Here is an 18,105-nt window from a genome sequence, read left to right as displayed (position 1 = left end):
GCGGGCCAAATAGTTTTCAGTAGTGGTCACAAAATGACCGTTTTCCCGCACCGCCGGCCAAGTTGTATCCCTATCTTTTTTCCACGGGCTGATTATAGTCGCCCCGCCAGGCAGCGATCCGCCGGGAATGCGCTTCCGATCAAGCATCCCGGCTGCCAGCTTACCGTGCGGTCCCCTCCCCCTATGAAGGTCACCTATCATCAAGTCACCCAGACGACGCAGGAATCTTTTCGCGTCATGGAGCTGCGCGGGCCGGATTACAAATGCACGTGGCACTTTCATCCGGAGTATCAGCTCGGTATGGTGGTGAAAGGTTCCGGGCATCGCATCGTGGGGGATAACATCGGGCCGCTCGAGGCGGGCGAGATTTCCCTGCTCGGGCCCAATCTGCCGCACGCCTGGCAATTCGAAGATGCGCCTCGCGGCCAGCGCAAGGAATTGCACGGCATCATCATTTATTTTCGCGAAGACTTTCTCGGGGCGGATTTCTTTCAGCGCCCCGAAGCGGAGCGCATCCATCGCCTGCTCAAGCGGGCCGCGGTCGGCCTGCAAGTGCGCGGGAAGACACGCCGCACCGCCGCTGCGCTGATGCAGGCACTGCCCCGGCGCCAGGGTTTCGCCCGGGTGCTGGATCTGTTGCAATTGCTCGATCTGCTCGCCGGCTCCGAGGAACTCGTCCCGATCTGCAGCGCCGGCTTCCTGCCCCAGCTTCCCGACCAGCATGGCGAGCGGCTGCGGCGGGTGTGTGAGTTGATTCAGCAACGCATCGCCGAGCCGTTGAATCGCGACGAGATCGCGCGCCTCGCGCACTTCAGCCCCGGCGCCTTCAGCCGTTTTTTCAAAGCGCGTACGGGCAAAACGTTTCACGAGTTCGTCAATGAACTGCGCATCGGCCGCGCCTGCCGACTGCTCGCCGAACAGGAGTTGAACATCACCGAGATCGCGCTCGGCTGCGGCTTCGCCAATGTCGCCAGCTTCAGCCGCAGCTTCCGCCGGGCGAAACGCTGCAACCCCACACAATTCCGCCGGAAGCTGCAGAGCTTGAATTGAGATCAGGCGGAGCGGCAGATCTCTGTTGTAGCGGCGGGCGGTGACCGTCGGCGGATAGGAAGGAATAGGAGCTATAGGATCTCATTCCTCCTATTCCTCCTATTCCTCCTATTGTCCTCCTCTTGCCCTCGATGGTCACCGCCCGGCGAAAGATAATTCGAAGGGCAACCTTTCGTCCCGACCGCTGTTCACTCCTCCGATGAAGATCCCCCATTTTCTCCCCGCCCTGTTGCTTTCCCTCGCGCCCATGCTGGCGCTGGCACAAGCCCCTCAGCCCGCCGCCAAGGCCGCCAAGCCCGCACCAGTCATTCCCGATTCCATCAAGGCCGACCTCAACATCGTCTACGGCCACACCCCGGAGCAGGAGCTGAAAATGGATGTCTACCGCCCGAAATCCGATGGCGATCCATTGCCCGCTTGCGTGCTCGTGCACGGCGGCGGCTGGGTCGAAGGCGACAAGGAACGCTTCAGCCCGCTGGCCATCGGCCTTGCCCAGCGTGGTTACGTGGTTGCCAATGTCGAATACCGGCTCGGCCCGGTCGCGAAATATCCCGCTGCCGTGCAGGACTGCAATCTCGCCGTCCGCTATGTGCGCACGAATGCCACTCGTTTCGGCGCCGATTCGAATCGCATCGGCGCGTGGGGCGGCTCCGCGGGCGGCCATCTCGTCGGCCTGCTCGCCGCCGCGCCAACGGAAACGAAATTCCTCACCGGCGATGACCGCAACGTTTCCGCCAAGGTCCGAGCCACCGTGGTGATGGCGGGACCGATGGAATTGAACACCGAGAAATCGATCGAGAACTACCGCAAGCAGAAGGAAAACAGCTACGGCTTCAAATGGATCGGCAAACTCTACGACGACGCCCCCGAGCTCTACAAAGAAGCCTCGCCCATCACTTACTTCAGCAAAGACACCGGCCCAATTCTCTTCCTCACCGGCTCATTGGATAACCCTGCGCGCGACACCGCGCCCATGGACAAACTCAAGTCGCTCGGCGTCCCCACGCAGCAAGTCGTCCTCGCTGACGGCAAACACGGCTGCTGGATGCGCGCCCCCTGGCAGGAGCAATGCCTGGAAGCGGTGGATACGTTTTTCAAGAGCTACTTGAAGTAACCTCGGTGCGGCGGCGATTGCGGTTGAATTGAAAGCCAACATCGGCGCGCAATCTCATTCGCGTTCATTCGCGGTTTTCTTCGGCTTCTTCTCTGCGTCTCTGCGTCTCTACAGTGCTAACCATGAAAATGTCCGCACGCCGCGTAGAATTTTTGGCCCGCGAATCACGCAAATAACACGAATGAGGGCAGATCATTCGCGTCATTCGGGTGATTCGCGGGTCACTTTCCCTTCCCTGTCTTTTCGAATGTTCGTGGCTCCCCTTTTGGTTGCGGCTCCGCCGCGCTGGGCCTCTGCGTTTTACTCCTCTTTGATCGCAGCCCTGCCACGCTGCGTTTAGTTCCGCGGAAAGTTTCCATCCGGCACGGTCAAGCGCGTGGGAATCTGATGCGGAGTCGGGCCCGGACTGGCGCTCGGCGTCGGACTCCCCATGAGCAACGCGTTTCCAAAGATGCTCCTCGGTGGGGTCGGACGAACTGTGTGTAACCCGAAATCGCTGAACGGGGCGGACGGCGTGTTCGCCTGCTTGATGACCTCCCACGTGTGTGGAGCGATCGGCGAATTCGCGCCCGGCGTACCGAGACCGCCCAGACCCGTGGCCGGATTGAACTTCAAACCTTTGAGGCCCGACAAATCCGGCCACTGGCTATCCGGCGCCCACGCGGGATGCTGTTTCTTCACCCACGAGATCGTCGCCTGTGGCAGATGCGGAAACACATGCGTCCACACCACCCGCCACCCGCCGAAGAACAGCCACAGGAGAGCGAGCCAGCAGATCCCGCCCCAAACCTTTTCGGCAAAGTCCCCTTTGCGCTGCGCCGAGGACTGATCATTCCCCTCCGGTTGCGGCGCCGGCTTGGGCGCGAGGGAAAATCGCTCCGCCGCGCTGGCGGTGATGACTTTGCCTTCCTCCCCGCGCACCACCAGCTTCACGTGATAGTCCGGCCCGATCGCTTTCTCGGCCGGGATTTTCCACGCCACTGGCGAAGCCGTCATCGCCACGCCGGCCGCGAGCGTCTCGACCAATTGATCGCCCTGCCAAAGTTCCACATCGACTCCCTTGATGCTCACCATGCCCGGCGCCTTCACCTTCCAACGAATCTTTTGCTCGCTCCCCACCGTCCAGCGTTCGCCGCCTTTCGGCGCGACGAGCGCGAGCACCGGCGCACCGGATTTCTCCGCCGGAAACAACGCCTTGCGCCACGTCGCCACATCCTGCGGCCGATCCTTCGCTTCCATCCGCAATGCGTGATCCACTGCTTTGAGAAACTCCGCGCGGAAGCCCGGCCGTGGCTTCGCGGCCAGCCGTCCGTAGCTATCCTTCCCCAGCCGGTCGGTCGCCGCCGGCGGTTTTTCGCCGGTGATCGCCCGCACCATCACCGCGCCGAGCGCATAGATATCCGTCCACGCTCCCTGCAATCCATCCTTGCTCTGATACTGCTCGAGCGGCGAATAGCCCGTGGTGATGATGCTGGTCAGCGCCATCGTCCGCCCGACGATCTCGCGCGCCGCGCCGAAATCCGCGAGCACCGGTTCGCCGCGATGATTGAAGAGAATGTTATCCGGCTTGATGTCGCGATGCAGCAGGCCGGCGCGATGCACTTCCGTCAGGCCGTCCAGCAGCGGCTCGATGACCGCGCGCACGCTGGCTTCATCGGGCTCGCGTTTGATCCGATCCAATCGCGTCTGATAGCTACCGCCATCAAGCAGATCCATCACCATGTAGACCGTGCCGTTCGCCTCGATGAGCCGGTGCACATTCACGATATTCGGATGCCGGAAGCTGGCCACCACTTGCGCCTCTTTCAAAAAGCGATCCCGCGCCCAACGCCAGTCGCCCTCATGCGCCTCGCTTTGCGCCACCACCGTCGAGCCATCCACCCGCGTGGCGATTCCATCCGGCAACAATTCCTTCACCGCCACCACGCGGTTCAGCAACAAATCGCGCGCCCGGTAGGTAATCCCGAACCCACCCTTTCCGAGCGTGTCCATGAAGAGATAATTCTCCAGGCGGAATCCCGCGGGCAGGGCCAGGCGGTGCGTGGCCATGGTCTCAGACGGCCTCCGGTTTTCGACGTGGAAGGGATTGGATGAGCATCGATCGGGTGACATGGGATGGTGACAGTTTTGCGCCCGCCTGGCGAATCGATTTCGCCACACAAGCGGACAACGGGTTCTTAACTTTCCGCACCGCTTTGTGACCGCCCCTCGCACAATTTCTTTCTTGCCGCCTTCGCGGGTATCACCCGAAAATGGCGGCATCCCCAAACAATGTCAGAAGAATCTGTCGCAGTCATCGGCGCCTCCCGCGATCGGCGCAAATACGGAAACAAGGCCCTCCGCGCGTATGTCGAAAGTGGCTACACCGTTTATCCGATTAATCCCAAGGAAGAGTCCATCGAAGGGCTGAAGGCCTTTCCCTCATTGGACAAGATCGAAGGGCCTGTCGATTTCGTGAGCCTGTATGTGCCGCCGGCCGTGGGGCTGCAATTGCTGCCCGCCATCGCCGCGTGCCAGCCGAAGGAAGTGTGGCTCAATCCCGGTTCCGAGAGCGATGAACTCATCGAAGCCGCGGCGGATCTGCATCTGCGCATGATCGTGGGCTGCTCCATCGTGACTCTCGGCTTTTCGCCGGAGGAGTTTCCCGACGCGTAGTATTGGCGTCGATCGAATTGAGTTGGCGAAGCAGCAGGCTGTCCCGGAGGGACAACGGAATTTAGCCGGTGTGCAAGCCTGTGAGCCTCAAGCGAACGGGCGCGGCCACCGGAACTGCGTCCCTCCACGGGGCCGCCCTGAAGGGGCGGAGGAAACTCCCGCGAGCGAAGGATTCCCGCGCCGCCTCCGGGGCGCATTGATGTGAGGGGCGTGTTCCGGGGGTGTCGCTCGCAAGCTCGCTCGGTCCCCGAGACGGCGGAGGGGAATAGAGGCGGTTGGTGGGTGGGCGAGCAGGCTAAATTCCTTTGTCCCTCCGGGACAGCCTGCCTCTTCACCACAGCCGCTGTTCCCCTCCCGACTTACGCGCCCGCCGAAACCTTGCGTGGCCGACAGAAGGCCCAGACGAGTCCGCCTGCGGCCACCACCACCGCGCTACCCGGCTCCGGAAAATTAGATCCGGGGAGAAGCCGTGCGTCCAGCCACAGCCACATAGGACCAAGGTCTGATTTCCCCACTTTCCCGCAACGTGCAGCCTGCACGCCGCGTTTCGCCTCCCTCTCACTCATGTCGTTTTCGCCGCCCATTCGCCTTCCCGCACAACGGGAAGCAAACGCAGCGCAATTCAAAGCATTAAATTTCTTGCCGCCGGCAAAATAGATGTATTATGAGCTTGTCTAATAAAACGCGCTTTCCGTTCCTCTGATCCCTGAGCGCTGTTTTTGACCCTCCTTGTTTGTGAATCCAATCCTCCGCTTCTGCTCCTCGTCCATCGGACGCAAATGGATCGTGGCCCTCACCGGCCTGGTGCTCTTTGGCTTCGTCATCGGGCATCTCATCGGCAACCTCCAGATCTTCCTCGGCTCACCCGAGCCGATCAATCGCTACGGCGCCTTCCTCCAGGGGCTCGGTGAATTGCTTTGGGCGATTCGCTTCTTCCTCCTCGCGATGCTGGTGTTGCACATCGTCTTCACCGTCAAGCTGCGCGCCGAGAGTCGCGCCGCCCGCCCCGTGAACTATGCGGTGACCAATCGGCGTGCGACTTCGCCGGCCGCGCGCTGGATGTTGCTCAGCGGCATCATGGTTTTCTGTTTCATCGTCTTTCACCTGCTGCATTTCACCGCGCAGGTGCCGGCGGTAAATGGTCTCGGCCAGAATTTCGAAACCCTGCACGACGCGCAGGGACGTCACGATGTGTATCGCATGATGGTCCTCGGCTTTTCGAATCCCGCGGCCTCGGCCTTTTACGTCGTGGCGGTCGCGCTGCTCGCGCTGCACTTGAATCACGGCATCATGAGCATGTTCCAGACGCTCGGCCTGAACAGCGGAAAGGTGCGGCCGCTCTGGGAAAAGGGCGGGCCCGCGGTCGCCTGGCTCATCTTCCTCGGTTACGCCTCCATCCCCGTTGCGATTCTCACCGGTATTGTTAAATAATTCTATGAGCTCCACTGTCCTCGAACCCCCGGCAGCTCCCACCTCCGCTCCGTCCACGTCCTCCCCCACCCGCTCGAATATCGTGCTCGACGCGAAGATTCCCGATGGCCCGCTGGAGAAGAAGTGGGAGAAGCACAAGTTTGAATCCAGGCTCATCAATCCGGCCAATCGCCGGAAGTACGAGATCATTGTCGTGGGCAGCGGTCTGGCCGGGGCCAGTGCGGCGGCCTCGCTCGCCGAGATGGGCTACAAGGTGAAGTGCTTCTGCTATCAGGACTCCCCGCGGCGTGCGCACTCCATTGCCGCGCAGGGCGGTATCAATGCGGCGAAGAACTACCAGAACGACGGCGACTCCGCGTTCCGCCTTTTCTACGACACGCTGAAGGGCGGCGATTTCCGTTCGCGCGAAGCGAATGTCTATCGGCTCGCCGAGGTCAGCTCCAACATCATCGACCAATGCGTGGCCCAGGGCGTGCCCTTTGCCCGCGAGTACGGCGGCCTGCTGGCCAATCGCAGCTTCGGCGGCGCGCAGGTCTCGCGCACCTTCTACGCGCGTGGACAGACTGGGCAGCAGCTCCTGCTCGGCGCCTACTCCGCGCTCTGCCGGCAGATCGCCGAGGGCAGCGTGACGATGTACCCGCGCACCGAGATGCTCGATCTCGTGCTCGTGGACGGCCAGGCCAAGGGCATCGTGGTGCGCGACATGGTCACCGGCGCGATCAGCTCGCATGCCGGGGATTGCGTGCTGCTCTGCACCGGCGGTTACGGCAACGTCTTCTATCTTTCGACCAATGCGAAGGGCTGCAACGTCACCGCCTCCTATCGCGCGTTCAAGAAGGGCGCGCTCTTCGCCAATCCTTGCTACACGCAGATTCACCCGACGTGCATTCCGCAGGCCGGCGATTACCAGTCGAAGCTCACGCTCATGTCCGAGTCGCTACGCAACGACGGCCGCGTGTGGGTGCCCAAGCAGAAGGGCGACAAGCGTACGCCGGATCAAATTCCCGAGGGCGAGCGCGACTACTATCTGGAGCGCAAGTATCCGAGCTTCGGCAACCTCGCCCCGCGCGATATCGCTTCACGCTCGGCCAAGGAAGCGTGCGACGACGGGCGCGGCGTCGGTCCCGGCGGGCTCGGCGTTTATCTGGATTTCGCCGACTCGATCAAGCGGCTCAGCGAAAAGACGATCCGCGAGCGCTACGGCAACCTCTTTGACATGTACAACCAGATCACCGGGGAGAATGCGTACCAGACCCCGATGCGGATCTATCCCGCGGTGCACTACACCATGGGCGGCCTCTGGGTGGACTATAACTTGATGTCGAATGTCCCGGGCCTGTTCGTCCTCGGCGAGGCGAATTTCTCCGATCACGGCGCCAACCGTCTCGGCGCCAGCGCACTCATGCAGGGGCTCGCGGATGGCTATTTCGTGATCCCCTACACCATCGGCAACTATCTCGCGCCGCAGATGGGCAAACGTCCGACGACGGATCGCGAGGAGTTCAAGAAAGCAGAGGCCGCGGTGCGCGAGCGCACGAAGCAACTGCTCGGCATCAAAGGCAAGCGCAGCGTGGATCATTTCCACCGCGAGCTCGGCCGGATCATGTGGGACTACTGCGGCATGGCGCGCACGGCGAAGAGCCTGGATCGTGCGCTCAAGCAGATCCCGCCACTGCGCGAGGAATTTTGGAAGAATGTCAACGTCCCCGGCGAAGGCGAAGCGCTCAACGTCGCGCTGGAAAAAGCCGGCCGCGTCGCCGACTTCCTCGAGTTCGGCGAACTGCTCTGCCAGGACGCCCTCGAGCGTCGCGAAAGTTGCGGCGGCCATTTCCGCGAGGAATGGCAAACGCCCGACGGCGAAGCCAAACGCGACGACGAGAACTTCTCCCACGTGGCCGCGTGGGAATACACCGGCGATAACAACAAGCCCAACCGCCACGTCGAACCCCTCATCTTCGAAACCGTTCACCCGAGTGTCCGAAGCTATAAGTGACGGTTTGCTCCCAGCCTGACCCACTGATATTTTCCTGCCATGATCATCGAGCGAATTCCTGAAATTCTGCGGCTGACGCAGGCGGAGCAAATGGAGCTTTGCTACGAGTTGGTCGAGCTCGCGGCCCGCGGAGATACATGGGAGGATCTGTCTCCTGAGGTCGTCGCGGCACTCGACCAGCAGAGAGAAGAATATCGCCGTGATCCCAGCCGAGGGCGTACCTGGGAGCAAGTGAAGGCGAAAATCGCAGCCGGAGAATGGCGCCAGTGGCAGAAATAGTTCTTCTAGTCCGTGCTGAAAATGACCTCCTGCGACTCTACGCCTATTTCGAATCTCGTAGTGCCGGACGCGGTGAAGAGTTTTCCCGCGAAGTTGAGCGGGCGCTGGGACTGTTGTCACTCTGGCCTCGGCTCGGTCGCTCACTTCGGCAGGATTACCGTCGCTTGATGATGAGTCACTTCCCCTATTCCCTCATCTACGCTGTCGAAGGCCGGCGAGTACTGATTCACGCCGTCGCCTCAAACCACATTCCGCTAGGTACGATCCTGCGCAGTCTCGATAGCTGAAGCCCCCTATTTGATCATGAATCTGAATTTAAAAGTTTGGCGTCAGAAGGACGCGAAAAGTGACGGCCGCCTGGTCGATATCGAGGCGCGGAATATTCCCGAGGACTGTTCGTTCCTCGAGATGCTCGACATCGTGAATGAAGACTTGCTCGGCAAGGGCGAGGAACCGATCGCGTTCGATCACGATTGCCGTGAGGGCATCTGCGGCACTTGCTCGCTGACTATCGATGGTGTGCCGCACGGTCCCAGCGAGACCACGACCTGCCAGCTTTACATGCGCAAGTTCAAGGATGGCGACACGATCTACGTCGAGCCGTTCCGCGCGCGGCCCTTCCCCATCCTTCGTGACCTCGTGGTGGATCGCAGTGCCTTTGATCGCATCCAGCAAGCGGGCGGGTTCATTACCGCACGCACGGGTTCGGCCGTGGATGGCAATACGTTGCCGATCGGCAAACCGATTGCCGATGCGGCGATGGAAGCGGCGGCTTGCATCGGTTGCGGCGCCTGCGTGGCGGCCTGCCCGAATGCCAGCGCCATGCTCTTCGTCGGCGCCAAGGTCTCGCACCTTGCCCTGTTGCCCCAAGGCCAGGCCGAGCGCACCTCGCGCGCCCTCAAGATGGTCCGCACCATGGACGAAGAAGGCTTCGGCAACTGCTCAAACTACCTGGAGTGCGAAGCCGTATGTCCCGCGGAGATTCCGGCATCGGTTATTTCACGGTTGAATCGCGAATATGCGAAAGCGTCGGTGAAGGATACCGTCTCCTGACGACAGGAAAAATCTTTATTAGTGTGAACTGAGGCATTTTTCGCCCCCTTAGGCCGGGGAGAGCAGTATGGCGTATGAACTGCTCTTTCAGAAACGCTATGGGTTTCATCGCACCCACGCGTCCGACCTTTTTTCGCCAGCGCAAGCCCCTTGGCTTTACGATGACCGAGGTAGTCATCGCCGCGAGCATCCTGGCGCTCTTCATTGTCGGGTCGCTTTCGGCAATGACGCAGATCAACCGCTGGGCCAATTCCGCCCGTCTGCGCACCCTGGCCACGGCGATGGTCCAGCAGAAGATCGACCAGATCCTTACCACCCCTTGGTCCGTGCTCTCCACCACTCCGACGGTGTTGCAAGCGGGCACGACCACGGAGACGAAGCTGCCGCTGAACAACGACTCGTTTAACAACGAGTCCGGCCTGAGCAGCGCCTTCACCAATCTCGATGTGCAGGTCATCGATACGCGGACCACCACGGTCACCAGTCTCTCGGCGCACCTGATCCGCGCCGTGGTCACCGTGAGCTACACCTACCGCAACCGCCCCAACACGATCAGCATGACCACGCTGCGCACCACCGACGATTTCTAGTCCGCTCCGATGTCTCGCGTTCGTTCCGCTTACACCCTCGTCGAATTGCTCGTCGCGATGGCCATCTTCAGCATGGTGTCGGTCGGGCTTTTCGCCTTCGCCTCGGCGTCCCTGCGGATGGTGGGCCGCAACCTGGCGACCAATCACACCCACGAGGTCATGCGCATCTCCGACCAGGAGTTGCTCTACAATCTCCACGCCTCGGCGTCGGCCTTTCAGTTGATCACTTTCGACGGAACGAACTACGCGGACGCATCTCCCACTGTCACCGCCGATCAGGATCCCTTCACGCAGCAGTACATCAGCACGCGGACCAACGGCGTGCGCTTTCGGCTTTCGGCGAGCGGCCCCTACAAGATCACCAGTGTTAGCAATGACACAAAAAACCAGGCGACGACTTTCACCCTCGATTTGAGCGTCAACAATACGGGGCAATTCACGCCCGCGGTCGAGGTGGGCGACAAGCTGGTCATCCCGCTGATCTCCCATGAATACGACGTTACGGCGGCAAGCATCACCGGCACTACGGCTACCGTGACCGTTACCCCACTCCTGGGTTTCACCATCCAGCCCACCATTCCCGGTAACTTCACGACCGCCTACCTCTATCGTGAAGTCGCCTACACGGTTTACAACAACCAGCTTCGCTACCACGCGGACTATACCGGCAAAAACAAGAGCAAATACGTGCTGGTCCGTGACAAGATCACTTCGCCCAAACCTTTCGCCGTGCTCTTCGCCACGGCGACCTCGCCCAGCAGCACGTGCTTGAATCTCCGCTTCTCGCTGGAGTTCTACGATACCAATTACAGCTCCAAAAAATACACCAGCGGCACCGCCACGCTGCAGGCCATCATTCCTCCACGGGTGCAACCGACGGATGTCACTTCCACCAATTCCAGCTAGCATGAAGTCCATCAGGAATACCGAATCCGCGAGCGGCTTGCTGGCCGTTCTCTTTTTCATGGTGCTGACCATGTTGACCATCGCGATGATCTACTCGGTGACGAACTCACACGTCATCGCCAGTCGGCGAACGATCGATCGCTCCATTGCCCTTGCTTATGCGGACGGCGTGCTGGAATCGCTGTTCGACCAATGGCGCACCCAAATGAGTTCGGTCACCAACGCCACCGACCGCGCTTCCGGCATGTCCACTTCCGCGCTGACTGCGGCCCTCACCCCGCCCGATAGCAACACACTGCCGCCACCCGCCAATGTGAGCTTGAGTAGCTGGAGCATCACCGCCCTGACCCCGCTGCTGGCCACCACGACCGATGCTCAGGGCCGGCCCGTGCCGGAAAACGGCACCACGGCCAGCTTCCGTGTTCGGATTTACTACCGGGCCAGCGTGACCGTCCAGTTTCGCAGCGCGACCGGCAGCAAGACCGCGATGGTGCAGCGTATCTTTTGCCGGGCCGGGCGAAACATGTTCGATAACTTCTTCTTCGGCACCCAGCCGAATGTGGAATTTCATCCCGGCCCGGACATGTACGTGAACGGCACCGTCTATATCGGCGGCAATCTCTATACCGCGCACAATTCGCTCCACTTCATGCAGGACGTCACTTTCACCGGCACCCAATATCTCAATTTCCGCCCGGAAGATTCGCGCTATGGCAGTGAGACGCCCAATATCACCAGCGGCGGCCTTTCGGATAACTGGAGCTCGAGCAATCCTCCCCACGTCGGCTCTCAGCAGAAGCTGCTCGACGTCCCCATGAGCAGTCTCGATCCCAACTACCTGGATGATCCCATTTCCAACGACCAGGACTCCAACAAAAACCCGAACGACAACGGTTATCACGAAATCATCGAGGAAGTCACCGACTCCACCAAGACCGATCCTTTGCAATTGGATAGCGCCACCAGCGAGCGCCTTTCCAACGCCGCGGATTATCGCGTTTACGTCGACTCCAGCAATGCGCTCACTATCTATTCAGGCAGTTCGACCACCGCGCTCAGCACGACCAGCGCGGAATACCTGGCGATCTCCGGCGCCGTTACCCTGAATACGGCCATGATGGACGACCGTGAAGGCGACAACGTGCGCATGGTTTCGATCGACGTGAGCAAGATCACCACGGCGGCCAACAACAACACTCTCAAGGATAGCAACAGTACGATCCAAGGCACCGGTGGCGACGGCTTCCTCATCTATGTTTCCGACACGAGCACCGGCGCGAACGTCAAAACTAACATCGTGGATTCCTCGACGGGCAAGAAAACGGCGGTGACCAGTGCGAAAGTGCGCGGGGTGAAACTGACCAATGGAGCCTCCCTCCCGACCGCCGGATTGACGGTCGTCTCCCCGAACCCGGTCTACATCCAGGGCGATTACAACACCGGCAGCACGGCGAGCGCACAGCCGCAGTCCAACACCACCTCCAATTACACCCCGCCCACGGACACGCCGAGTCCGACCGTCAGTCCCTATAATCGTATCGCTTCCGCAGTCGTCGGAGATGCGGTCAACATCCTTTCCAACAACTGGAACGACGCGAACTCCTCGAGCGACCTCGGCTCTCGGGTCGCAACCAGCACCACGGTCAATACGGCCATCGTCGCCGGGAATGTCCCGACGACCAAAAGCTCCCCCACGACCATCGGCTCCTACAGCGGGGGCATCGAGAACTTCACCCGCTTCCACGAAGACTGGAGCTCTTCCTATTTTACCATCTACGGCGCGCTCGCCTTGCTCTTCGATTCCGAGCAGGCGACCCACCCGTGGTCGAACGCCAGCTACAATCCCCCCAACCGCCGCTGGTATTACGATTCCCAGTTGCAGAACAGCAATCCGCCCGGCTTCAGCGCGACGAAAACCTACAGCCGCGGCGACCGCATCCAATACTAATACCAGTGAAGTCGTTATCTTCCGTCATGCTGGCTCTCGCGGCCGGCGTCCTCTTTCACCCACCGGTCAGGGCGCTGGATTTCACGCCGCAGGAAACCTGGCGGGCGCTCGAAGGGGTCCGCATTCCGGGTGCTCCTGTTCAGCGATCCGCTGGGACGCATCCGCTATCAGCCACCGGGAAATTGGAACGTCAGCGGCAGTGGCTCGACGCTGGCTCTCTATCCGCCGAGCGTCACCGGCGCCTTCATGAAGATGTTCGTCCTCGGGCATGCCGCCGGTATTCCGGAGATCACCACGTTTTCCTCCGATGACCTCGCCAAGTGGTGCCATAACTATCTCGCCACGGACGCCCAGGAGGTGAAACTGCTCGATGAAAACCCGAGTCCCTTCATGCTCAGTGGCAAACCGAGCCGCGAGTTCATCTTCGATTACAAATCCAGCGGCCAGCACTACCAGACGTCCGTCGCCGTGATGGACTGGACGGACAAGGAGCATCTCACCGTCGTCATCACCGCGCTGGCCCAGGACTTCAAGGCCATCCACGACACCGGGATCTCCAGCCTCTTTAGCTGGAGCCTGCGCAAGACGGAACCGCCCAAGGCTTCACCCGCACCCGCTCCCACCACAGCCGCTGCCCACCCGACCGTCCCCGGTCCCACCCCCATTCGGGCGGTGACTCAGTAGGCCAGTCGCGGCAGCGGCTTTGGCGGAATGGAATTCGAGGACTGCGCGGTTACAGCGCGGCGGCGATGGCCTCGCCCATTTCGGTCGTCCCGACGCGGCGCGTGCCTTCGCTCCAGATGTCGCCCGTGCGCAGGCCGTCATCGATGACGCGACGCACCGCGGCGTCGATCGCATCGGCCGCCACATGCTCGCTCAGCGAATAGCGCAACATCATCGCCGCGGAGAGAATCTGCGCGATCGGATTGGCAATGCCCTTGCCCGCGATGTCCGGCGCCGTGCCGCCGCTCGGTTCGAAAAGACCGAACCGCCCCGTCGGCGTCTCCTTCAGGCCCAGGCTCGCGCTCGGCAGCATACCCAGTGACCCGGCCACCATGGCCATCTCATCGCTCAGGATGTCGCCGAAAAGATTTTCCGCCAGCACCACGTCGAAGCCGCGCGGATTCTTCACCAGCTGCATCGCCGCATTGTCGACGTAGAGATGATTCAGCGTCACATCGGGATACTGCTTCGCGATTTCATTCACCGTCGCGCGCCATAGCACCCCGTTCTCGAGCACATTGGCCTTGTCGATCGACGTGAGCTTCTTCTTGCGGCCCTGCGCGGCCTTGAAAGCCACATGGGCGATCCGCTCGATCTCGCTCTTCTTGTAAATCATCGTGTCCACCGCCACCGGCTCGCCATTCTCCTCGTGCCGGCCTTTCGGCTGGCCGAAATAGAGGCCGCCGGTCAGTTCGCGCACACACAGCACGTCGAAGCCGCCTTCGATCAGCGACTCCTTCACCGGCGAGGCATGCGTCAGCTTCGGGAAACACACCGCCGGGCGCAGATTGGCGAAGAGCGCGAAATGCTTGCGCAACGGCAACAACGCCGCGCGTTCCGGCTGCTCATTCGGCGGCAGGCTCTCCCATTTCGGTCCACCGACCGAGCCGAAGAGAATCGCGTCCGATTCACCGCAAATGCGCACCGTTTCCTCCGGGAGCGCCTTGCCGTCGACATCGATCGCGATGCCGCCGACGCGGGCCTCGGTCAGCGCCAGTTGAAAGCCAAATTTCTTCTCCGCGACAGCGAGCACCCGCCGCGCCTCGGCCATCACTTCGGGGCCGATGCCATCGCCCGGGAGAACAGCGATTTTGAAAGTTTTCATAGGGCGGCAGAGACTAATGGCCGCGCGCGATTTGCCAAGCCGGAGTTTAGGAATGCGGAATGTGGAGTGCGGAATTCGGAATGGCCGGCACGATCATTCGTCATTCCGCATTCCGCATTCCGCATTCGTCATTCATCACCCCCACCGATCCGCGATCACCCTCAACTCCTCCACCAGCGTCTCGACCTTCTTCAAATCGCGCCGGCGCCCCTTGGTCGGCTTCACCTCCAGCGAGCGCAGCAGCATCAGCATGTCACGTAAATCCGACACCCGGCTGGGCGGCAGCTTCTTCTTCGAATCGCCATCCGCCTGCACCGCCGCGTGCAATTGCACAATCTCCCCTTCGATCTGCGAGGAATACGTCCCGATGAGATCGCGGAACGTCTTCCGCAAAAACGCCAGTTCCTCCGCCACGGTCTTGAACGGAAGGGCCGACGCTGGTTTGGACTTGGGTTCGTCTTTCACGGGCGAATACCGTCAACGCATGAAGCGCCGCACGCGCGGCGTCAAGGCGACGATTGTGAACTTCTTGAGAAGATGCGCCTTTCCTCAGCGCAAGCAACGTTTGATCGCCCTTTTCGTATCCTGGTCGTGTACGTGCTTCCGATACGCTGCCCGCAGGATCTGCGTCACCGTTTTACGTCGCGGCTGCCGCCCTTCTGCCTGCCGGCGAAGCGCGGTGCCCAATGCGTAGTCCCATACGTGGCTGGTCATAACGTCAGTAGTAAGAGCAGGAACCGTAGCCACTTCCGGTGGCAGTTTTGTGACAAATGGGTGAATTCACCCTTTCCAGAAGGGGCCGGATTTGCCTTTCCCCCCGCCGCACGGCAAAACTGTCGCCATGAAGCGTTTTCGCACCGGCTGGATCTCCGATATTCATCTCGGCAGTAAAGGCAGCAAGGCTGATGCCCTGCTGCAGTTCCTCCGTGAGTACGAATTCGAGAAACTCTATATCGTCGGTGATTTCATCGACGTATGGCAGCTTCGCCGAGGCATTTACTGGCCGCAGGCCCACAACGACGTCATCCAAAAAATTTTGCGCGCCGGCCGCAAAGGCACCCACGTCATCTACATTCCTGGGAATCACGATGAATTCGTCGCCCATTTCTTCGGCCATTTCGGCGCCGTGGAGATCATGCCCCGGGATATTCACACCACCGCAGACGGCCGCCGCCTCCTCGTGATTCACGGGCACGAGCTCGACACCGTGGTGCAAAACATCAAGTGGCTCGCCTTCGTCGGGGACGTCGGCTACCAGCTCCTCCTGAAGCTCAACGCGCCGGTCAACACCTTCCGCCGCCTCTTCGGCCTCGGCTACTGGTCGCTCAGCGCCTACGTGAAGAAGAGCGTGAAAAACGCCGTCAGCTTCATCGGCGCCTTTGAGAACGCCATCGTCCAATACGCGCAGGCCGATAAAGTGGAAGGCGTGGTCTGTGGCCACATCCACTCACCGGTCATCCGCACCATCGAGTCGACGACTTACTACAACAGCGGCGACTGGGTGGAAAGCCTCTCCGCGCTCGTCGAGGACTTCAACGGCCACATCGAGCTCGTCACCAATTTCGCCGTCGACGCCACCGGCCGCCCACCGACCCATTTGGACCATCACGACGACGACGAGCCGGCCACACCGACCGCGCCCCTCCCCGCTCCAGCCTCGCTGTAACGCAGCGTCGCAAGCCCCCCGCACTGCTCGTCGAGCAGTTTGGGCTTGCTCGGAGGCAGATTGAGAGGGACCAATTTACGCATGACGAAGGAGGTGCGTAATTCCCGCAGGAGTGCCCGCCATGGGGAGACGTCGCCAACGCAATTCGCCCACCAACGCTTCCAATCTGAAGCCCTAAATTTGATGGCTCCAAAATGGAAGCCTACTATCCGTTAGACGCCTTCGCCCTATGCTCGCATTAAGCAGCCTTCAGTGGAAAGAGTTCGGCAGCTTCACCGGCAATGCCGAAGAGTTGCCTGCCGATCTCCGCTCGTGGCAGGCTGCCATAGGAACGTCGGACGAGGAGGGTGAGTGGGGTTGGCTCCGGGACCAGTTTCTTTGCCAACACACCATCCAGGATTCAGCTATCGCCATCGTCCCACACATCTGTGGACTACTTTCCACTACGGCACCCGCTCTCCAGCATTATTACGCCATCGATCTTGGTCAGGTTCACATGGCGTGGCGGCGCAGCCCTATTGTGTCAATCTCGCCGGAGCTTGTCGCCACTTACGAGGCAGCCATCGTTTCCATTCGCCCGTGGTCCTGCGCGTGTCTTGCACGCTCCCTGGCCCCCATCGATTTCCGTTATCTTCTTTCGGCTTGCGCCGCTCTGTGCGAGCATCCCGGCTTAGGTCGTTTCCTGTTCAGCCTCGACAGTTCAACCGACGAGTTTCCCGATTCGGTCGGTTACATATGAGCGCGCCTTCCCCATTCGACCGATCATCTGTCCAAGCGCTGCAGGGAACGGCTCCTGTAATCGAATGAGCGAATCGCGCGACAATATGATTTCAGCAATCAAAGAGATTGTCGTACCGACGTTTCGTAACATGCGCTTTCGTGGTTCATTCCCACACTTCCGTCGCGAGCGAGGTGAGCAGTTCGACCTTCTCACATTTCAGTTCAGTAGTTGGGGCGGTAGGTTCGCGGCCGCAGCAGGTATCGGCAGCTGGTTCATTTCGATCGAGCGCAAAGAGTCCTCGACCCAATGAAGTCCCAAGTAATCGCGCCTGCCCGCGCGTGGCACCGCACGCGACTTTAAAATCGAGTCCATGAAAAGCTTCTACAAGATTCCCGCCGACATCTACGAGCGAGTTCACGAAGGCGTGCTTGCCATCGTCAATGCCAGTCAGGCAGGCGATGACGTTCTTTCAGCCTCGCACTATGGGCAGCTTCGAGAGTTCTGCGAGCAGCAGACTGCCGCCGGTCGCGGTTCAGGCTTCATGTGGGAGGCGCTCGCCGATGTGACTGACGATTCTATCGAACGGTTAGCCTGCTACGAGCGTTCCCTAGCACTGGCGCAGCACAACTCCGAACCTACGCACACCGTCCTACTCGCCATCGGGCAGCACCACGCAGAAGCAGGCGACTGGTTACACGCTGAACCCCTTTTGATTGCAGCGCGGCAGCAGGCAATCGCTTTTGGCGATGTCGACACTGAAGGCGAAGCTGCTTCACTCTTACTCCAAGTCCCAACCAATGACGCCTGACCAAGCGTTTCAGCGAACTGCTCCGGGCGGTCGTGCCTGCTGCTCCCCTGGGAACCTACTGCG

At 60.7% G+C, this 18,105-nt stretch carries 19 protein-coding genes; 16 read left to right on the top strand and 3 right to left on the bottom strand.

What is annotated here, in order from left to right; genetic code table 11:
- The first annotated feature begins 183 nt into the window (after positions 1 to 183).
- Together CFE428DRAFT_RS19395 and CFE428DRAFT_RS19390 are read left to right on the top strand one after the other, a co-directional pair.
- Positions 184 to 1,050: a helix-turn-helix domain-containing protein gene (locus CFE428DRAFT_RS19395; RefSeq protein WP_006981320.1), complete on the top strand. Its 867-nt coding sequence runs from the start codon at positions 184 to 186 to the stop codon at positions 1,048 to 1,050.
- A 199-nt stretch (positions 1,051 to 1,249) separates the two neighbouring features.
- Entirely contained in the window at positions 1,250 to 2,164 is a 915-nt protein-coding gene (locus tag CFE428DRAFT_RS19390) for an alpha/beta hydrolase (RefSeq protein WP_006981319.1), read from the top strand.
- Between the two features lie 336 nt (positions 2,165 to 2,500).
- On the opposite strand, the gene CFE428DRAFT_RS34015 is transcribed toward CFE428DRAFT_RS19390, so the two are convergent.
- Positions 2,501 to 4,213: a protein kinase domain-containing protein gene (locus CFE428DRAFT_RS34015; protein ID WP_006981318.1), complete on the bottom strand. Its 1,713-nt coding sequence runs from the start codon at positions 4,211 to 4,213 to the stop codon at positions 2,501 to 2,503.
- A 222-nt stretch (positions 4,214 to 4,435) separates the two neighbouring features.
- Between CFE428DRAFT_RS34015 and CFE428DRAFT_RS19380 the strand changes: the two genes are divergently transcribed.
- The 10 genes from CFE428DRAFT_RS19380 to CFE428DRAFT_RS19335 all read left to right on the top strand — a co-directional run bounded on the left by CFE428DRAFT_RS19380 (position 4,436) and on the right by CFE428DRAFT_RS19335 (position 13,703).
- A complete protein-coding gene (locus tag CFE428DRAFT_RS19380) occupies positions 4,436 to 4,819 on the top strand; it encodes a CoA-binding protein (RefSeq protein ID WP_006981317.1) in 384 nt (127 codons plus the stop codon).
- Between the two features lie 735 nt (positions 4,820 to 5,554).
- A complete protein-coding gene (locus tag CFE428DRAFT_RS19370) occupies positions 5,555 to 6,250 on the top strand; it encodes a succinate dehydrogenase cytochrome b subunit (RefSeq protein ID WP_006981316.1) in 696 nt (231 codons plus the stop codon).
- A 79-nt stretch (positions 6,251 to 6,329) separates the two neighbouring features.
- Positions 6,330 to 8,243 (top strand): fumarate reductase/succinate dehydrogenase flavoprotein subunit, encoded by a 1,914-nt coding sequence (locus CFE428DRAFT_RS19365; RefSeq protein ID WP_042725379.1) that lies wholly within the window; start codon positions 6,330 to 6,332, stop codon positions 8,241 to 8,243.
- A 39-nt stretch (positions 8,244 to 8,282) separates the two neighbouring features.
- Positions 8,283 to 8,522, top strand: a complete 240-nt coding sequence (locus CFE428DRAFT_RS19360) for an addiction module protein (RefSeq protein ID WP_006981314.1) — start codon at positions 8,283 to 8,285, stop codon at positions 8,520 to 8,522.
- Complete coding sequence (locus tag CFE428DRAFT_RS41190; protein WP_083805245.1) at positions 8,501 to 8,809, top strand: type II toxin-antitoxin system RelE/ParE family toxin; 309 nt, start codon at positions 8,501 to 8,503, stop codon at positions 8,807 to 8,809. Before CFE428DRAFT_RS19360 ends, CFE428DRAFT_RS41190 begins: the two co-directional genes overlap by 22 nt.
- Positions 8,810 to 8,825: 16 nt before the next feature.
- Positions 8,826 to 9,575, top strand: coding sequence for a succinate dehydrogenase/fumarate reductase iron-sulfur subunit (locus tag CFE428DRAFT_RS19355; protein WP_006981312.1), 750 nt, complete (start codon positions 8,826 to 8,828; stop codon positions 9,573 to 9,575).
- A 98-nt stretch (positions 9,576 to 9,673) separates the two neighbouring features.
- Positions 9,674 to 10,165 carry a type IV pilus modification PilV family protein gene (locus CFE428DRAFT_RS19350; protein WP_006981311.1) on the top strand — a complete coding sequence of 164 codons (492 nt, stop codon included), beginning with the start codon at positions 9,674 to 9,676 and terminating at the stop codon, positions 10,163 to 10,165.
- A 9-nt stretch (positions 10,166 to 10,174) separates the two neighbouring features.
- On the top strand, positions 10,175 to 11,071 hold the full coding sequence (locus tag CFE428DRAFT_RS19345) for a type II secretion system protein (RefSeq protein ID WP_006981310.1): 897 nt from the start codon (positions 10,175 to 10,177) through the stop codon (positions 11,069 to 11,071).
- 1 nt (position 11,072) lies between these two features.
- Entirely contained in the window at positions 11,073 to 13,019 is a 1,947-nt protein-coding gene (locus tag CFE428DRAFT_RS19340; protein ID WP_006981309.1) for a hypothetical protein, read from the top strand.
- A gap of 129 nt (positions 13,020 to 13,148) precedes the next feature.
- Entirely contained in the window at positions 13,149 to 13,703 is a 555-nt protein-coding gene (locus tag CFE428DRAFT_RS19335) for a hypothetical protein (protein ID WP_006981308.1), read from the top strand.
- 49 nt (positions 13,704 to 13,752) lie between these two features.
- Here CFE428DRAFT_RS19335 and leuB read toward each other — a convergent pair whose 3' ends face one another.
- Together leuB and CFE428DRAFT_RS19325 are read right to left on the bottom strand one after the other, a co-directional pair.
- Entirely contained in the window at positions 13,753 to 14,847 is a 1,095-nt protein-coding gene (gene leuB, locus CFE428DRAFT_RS19330; RefSeq protein ID WP_006981307.1) for a 3-isopropylmalate dehydrogenase, read from the bottom strand.
- Positions 14,848 to 14,982: 135 nt separating this feature from the next.
- Complete coding sequence (locus tag CFE428DRAFT_RS19325) at positions 14,983 to 15,312, bottom strand: calponin homology domain-containing protein (RefSeq protein ID WP_006981306.1); 330 nt, start codon at positions 15,310 to 15,312, stop codon at positions 14,983 to 14,985.
- Between the two features lie 376 nt (positions 15,313 to 15,688).
- On the opposite strand from CFE428DRAFT_RS19325, the gene CFE428DRAFT_RS19320 reads away from it, so the two are divergent.
- The 4 genes from CFE428DRAFT_RS19320 (at position 15,689) to CFE428DRAFT_RS19310 (ending at position 18,042) form a co-directional block, all read left to right on the top strand.
- Complete coding sequence (locus tag CFE428DRAFT_RS19320) at positions 15,689 to 16,513, top strand: UDP-2,3-diacylglucosamine diphosphatase (RefSeq protein ID WP_006981305.1); 825 nt, start codon at positions 15,689 to 15,691, stop codon at positions 16,511 to 16,513.
- Positions 16,514 to 16,742: 229 nt separating this feature from the next.
- Entirely contained in the window at positions 16,743 to 17,252 is a 510-nt protein-coding gene (locus CFE428DRAFT_RS19315) for a hypothetical protein (protein WP_006981303.1), read from the top strand.
- Between the two features lie 64 nt (positions 17,253 to 17,316).
- Complete coding sequence (locus CFE428DRAFT_RS35915; RefSeq protein ID WP_083805244.1) at positions 17,317 to 17,544, top strand: DUF4304 domain-containing protein; 228 nt, start codon at positions 17,317 to 17,319, stop codon at positions 17,542 to 17,544.
- A gap of 60 nt (positions 17,545 to 17,604) precedes the next feature.
- Positions 17,605 to 18,042 carry a hypothetical protein gene (locus CFE428DRAFT_RS19310; protein WP_006981302.1) on the top strand — a complete coding sequence of 146 codons (438 nt, stop codon included), beginning with the start codon at positions 17,605 to 17,607 and terminating at the stop codon, positions 18,040 to 18,042.
- Positions 18,043 to 18,105 lie beyond the last annotated feature (63 nt).

The organism is Chthoniobacter flavus Ellin428 (assembly GCF_000173075.1).
GTDB lineage: Bacteria > Verrucomicrobiota > Verrucomicrobiia > Chthoniobacterales > Chthoniobacteraceae > Chthoniobacter > Chthoniobacter flavus.
Note: the sequence above shows the minus strand (reverse complement) of the source record. Positions and strands in the feature narration are given on the sequence as shown.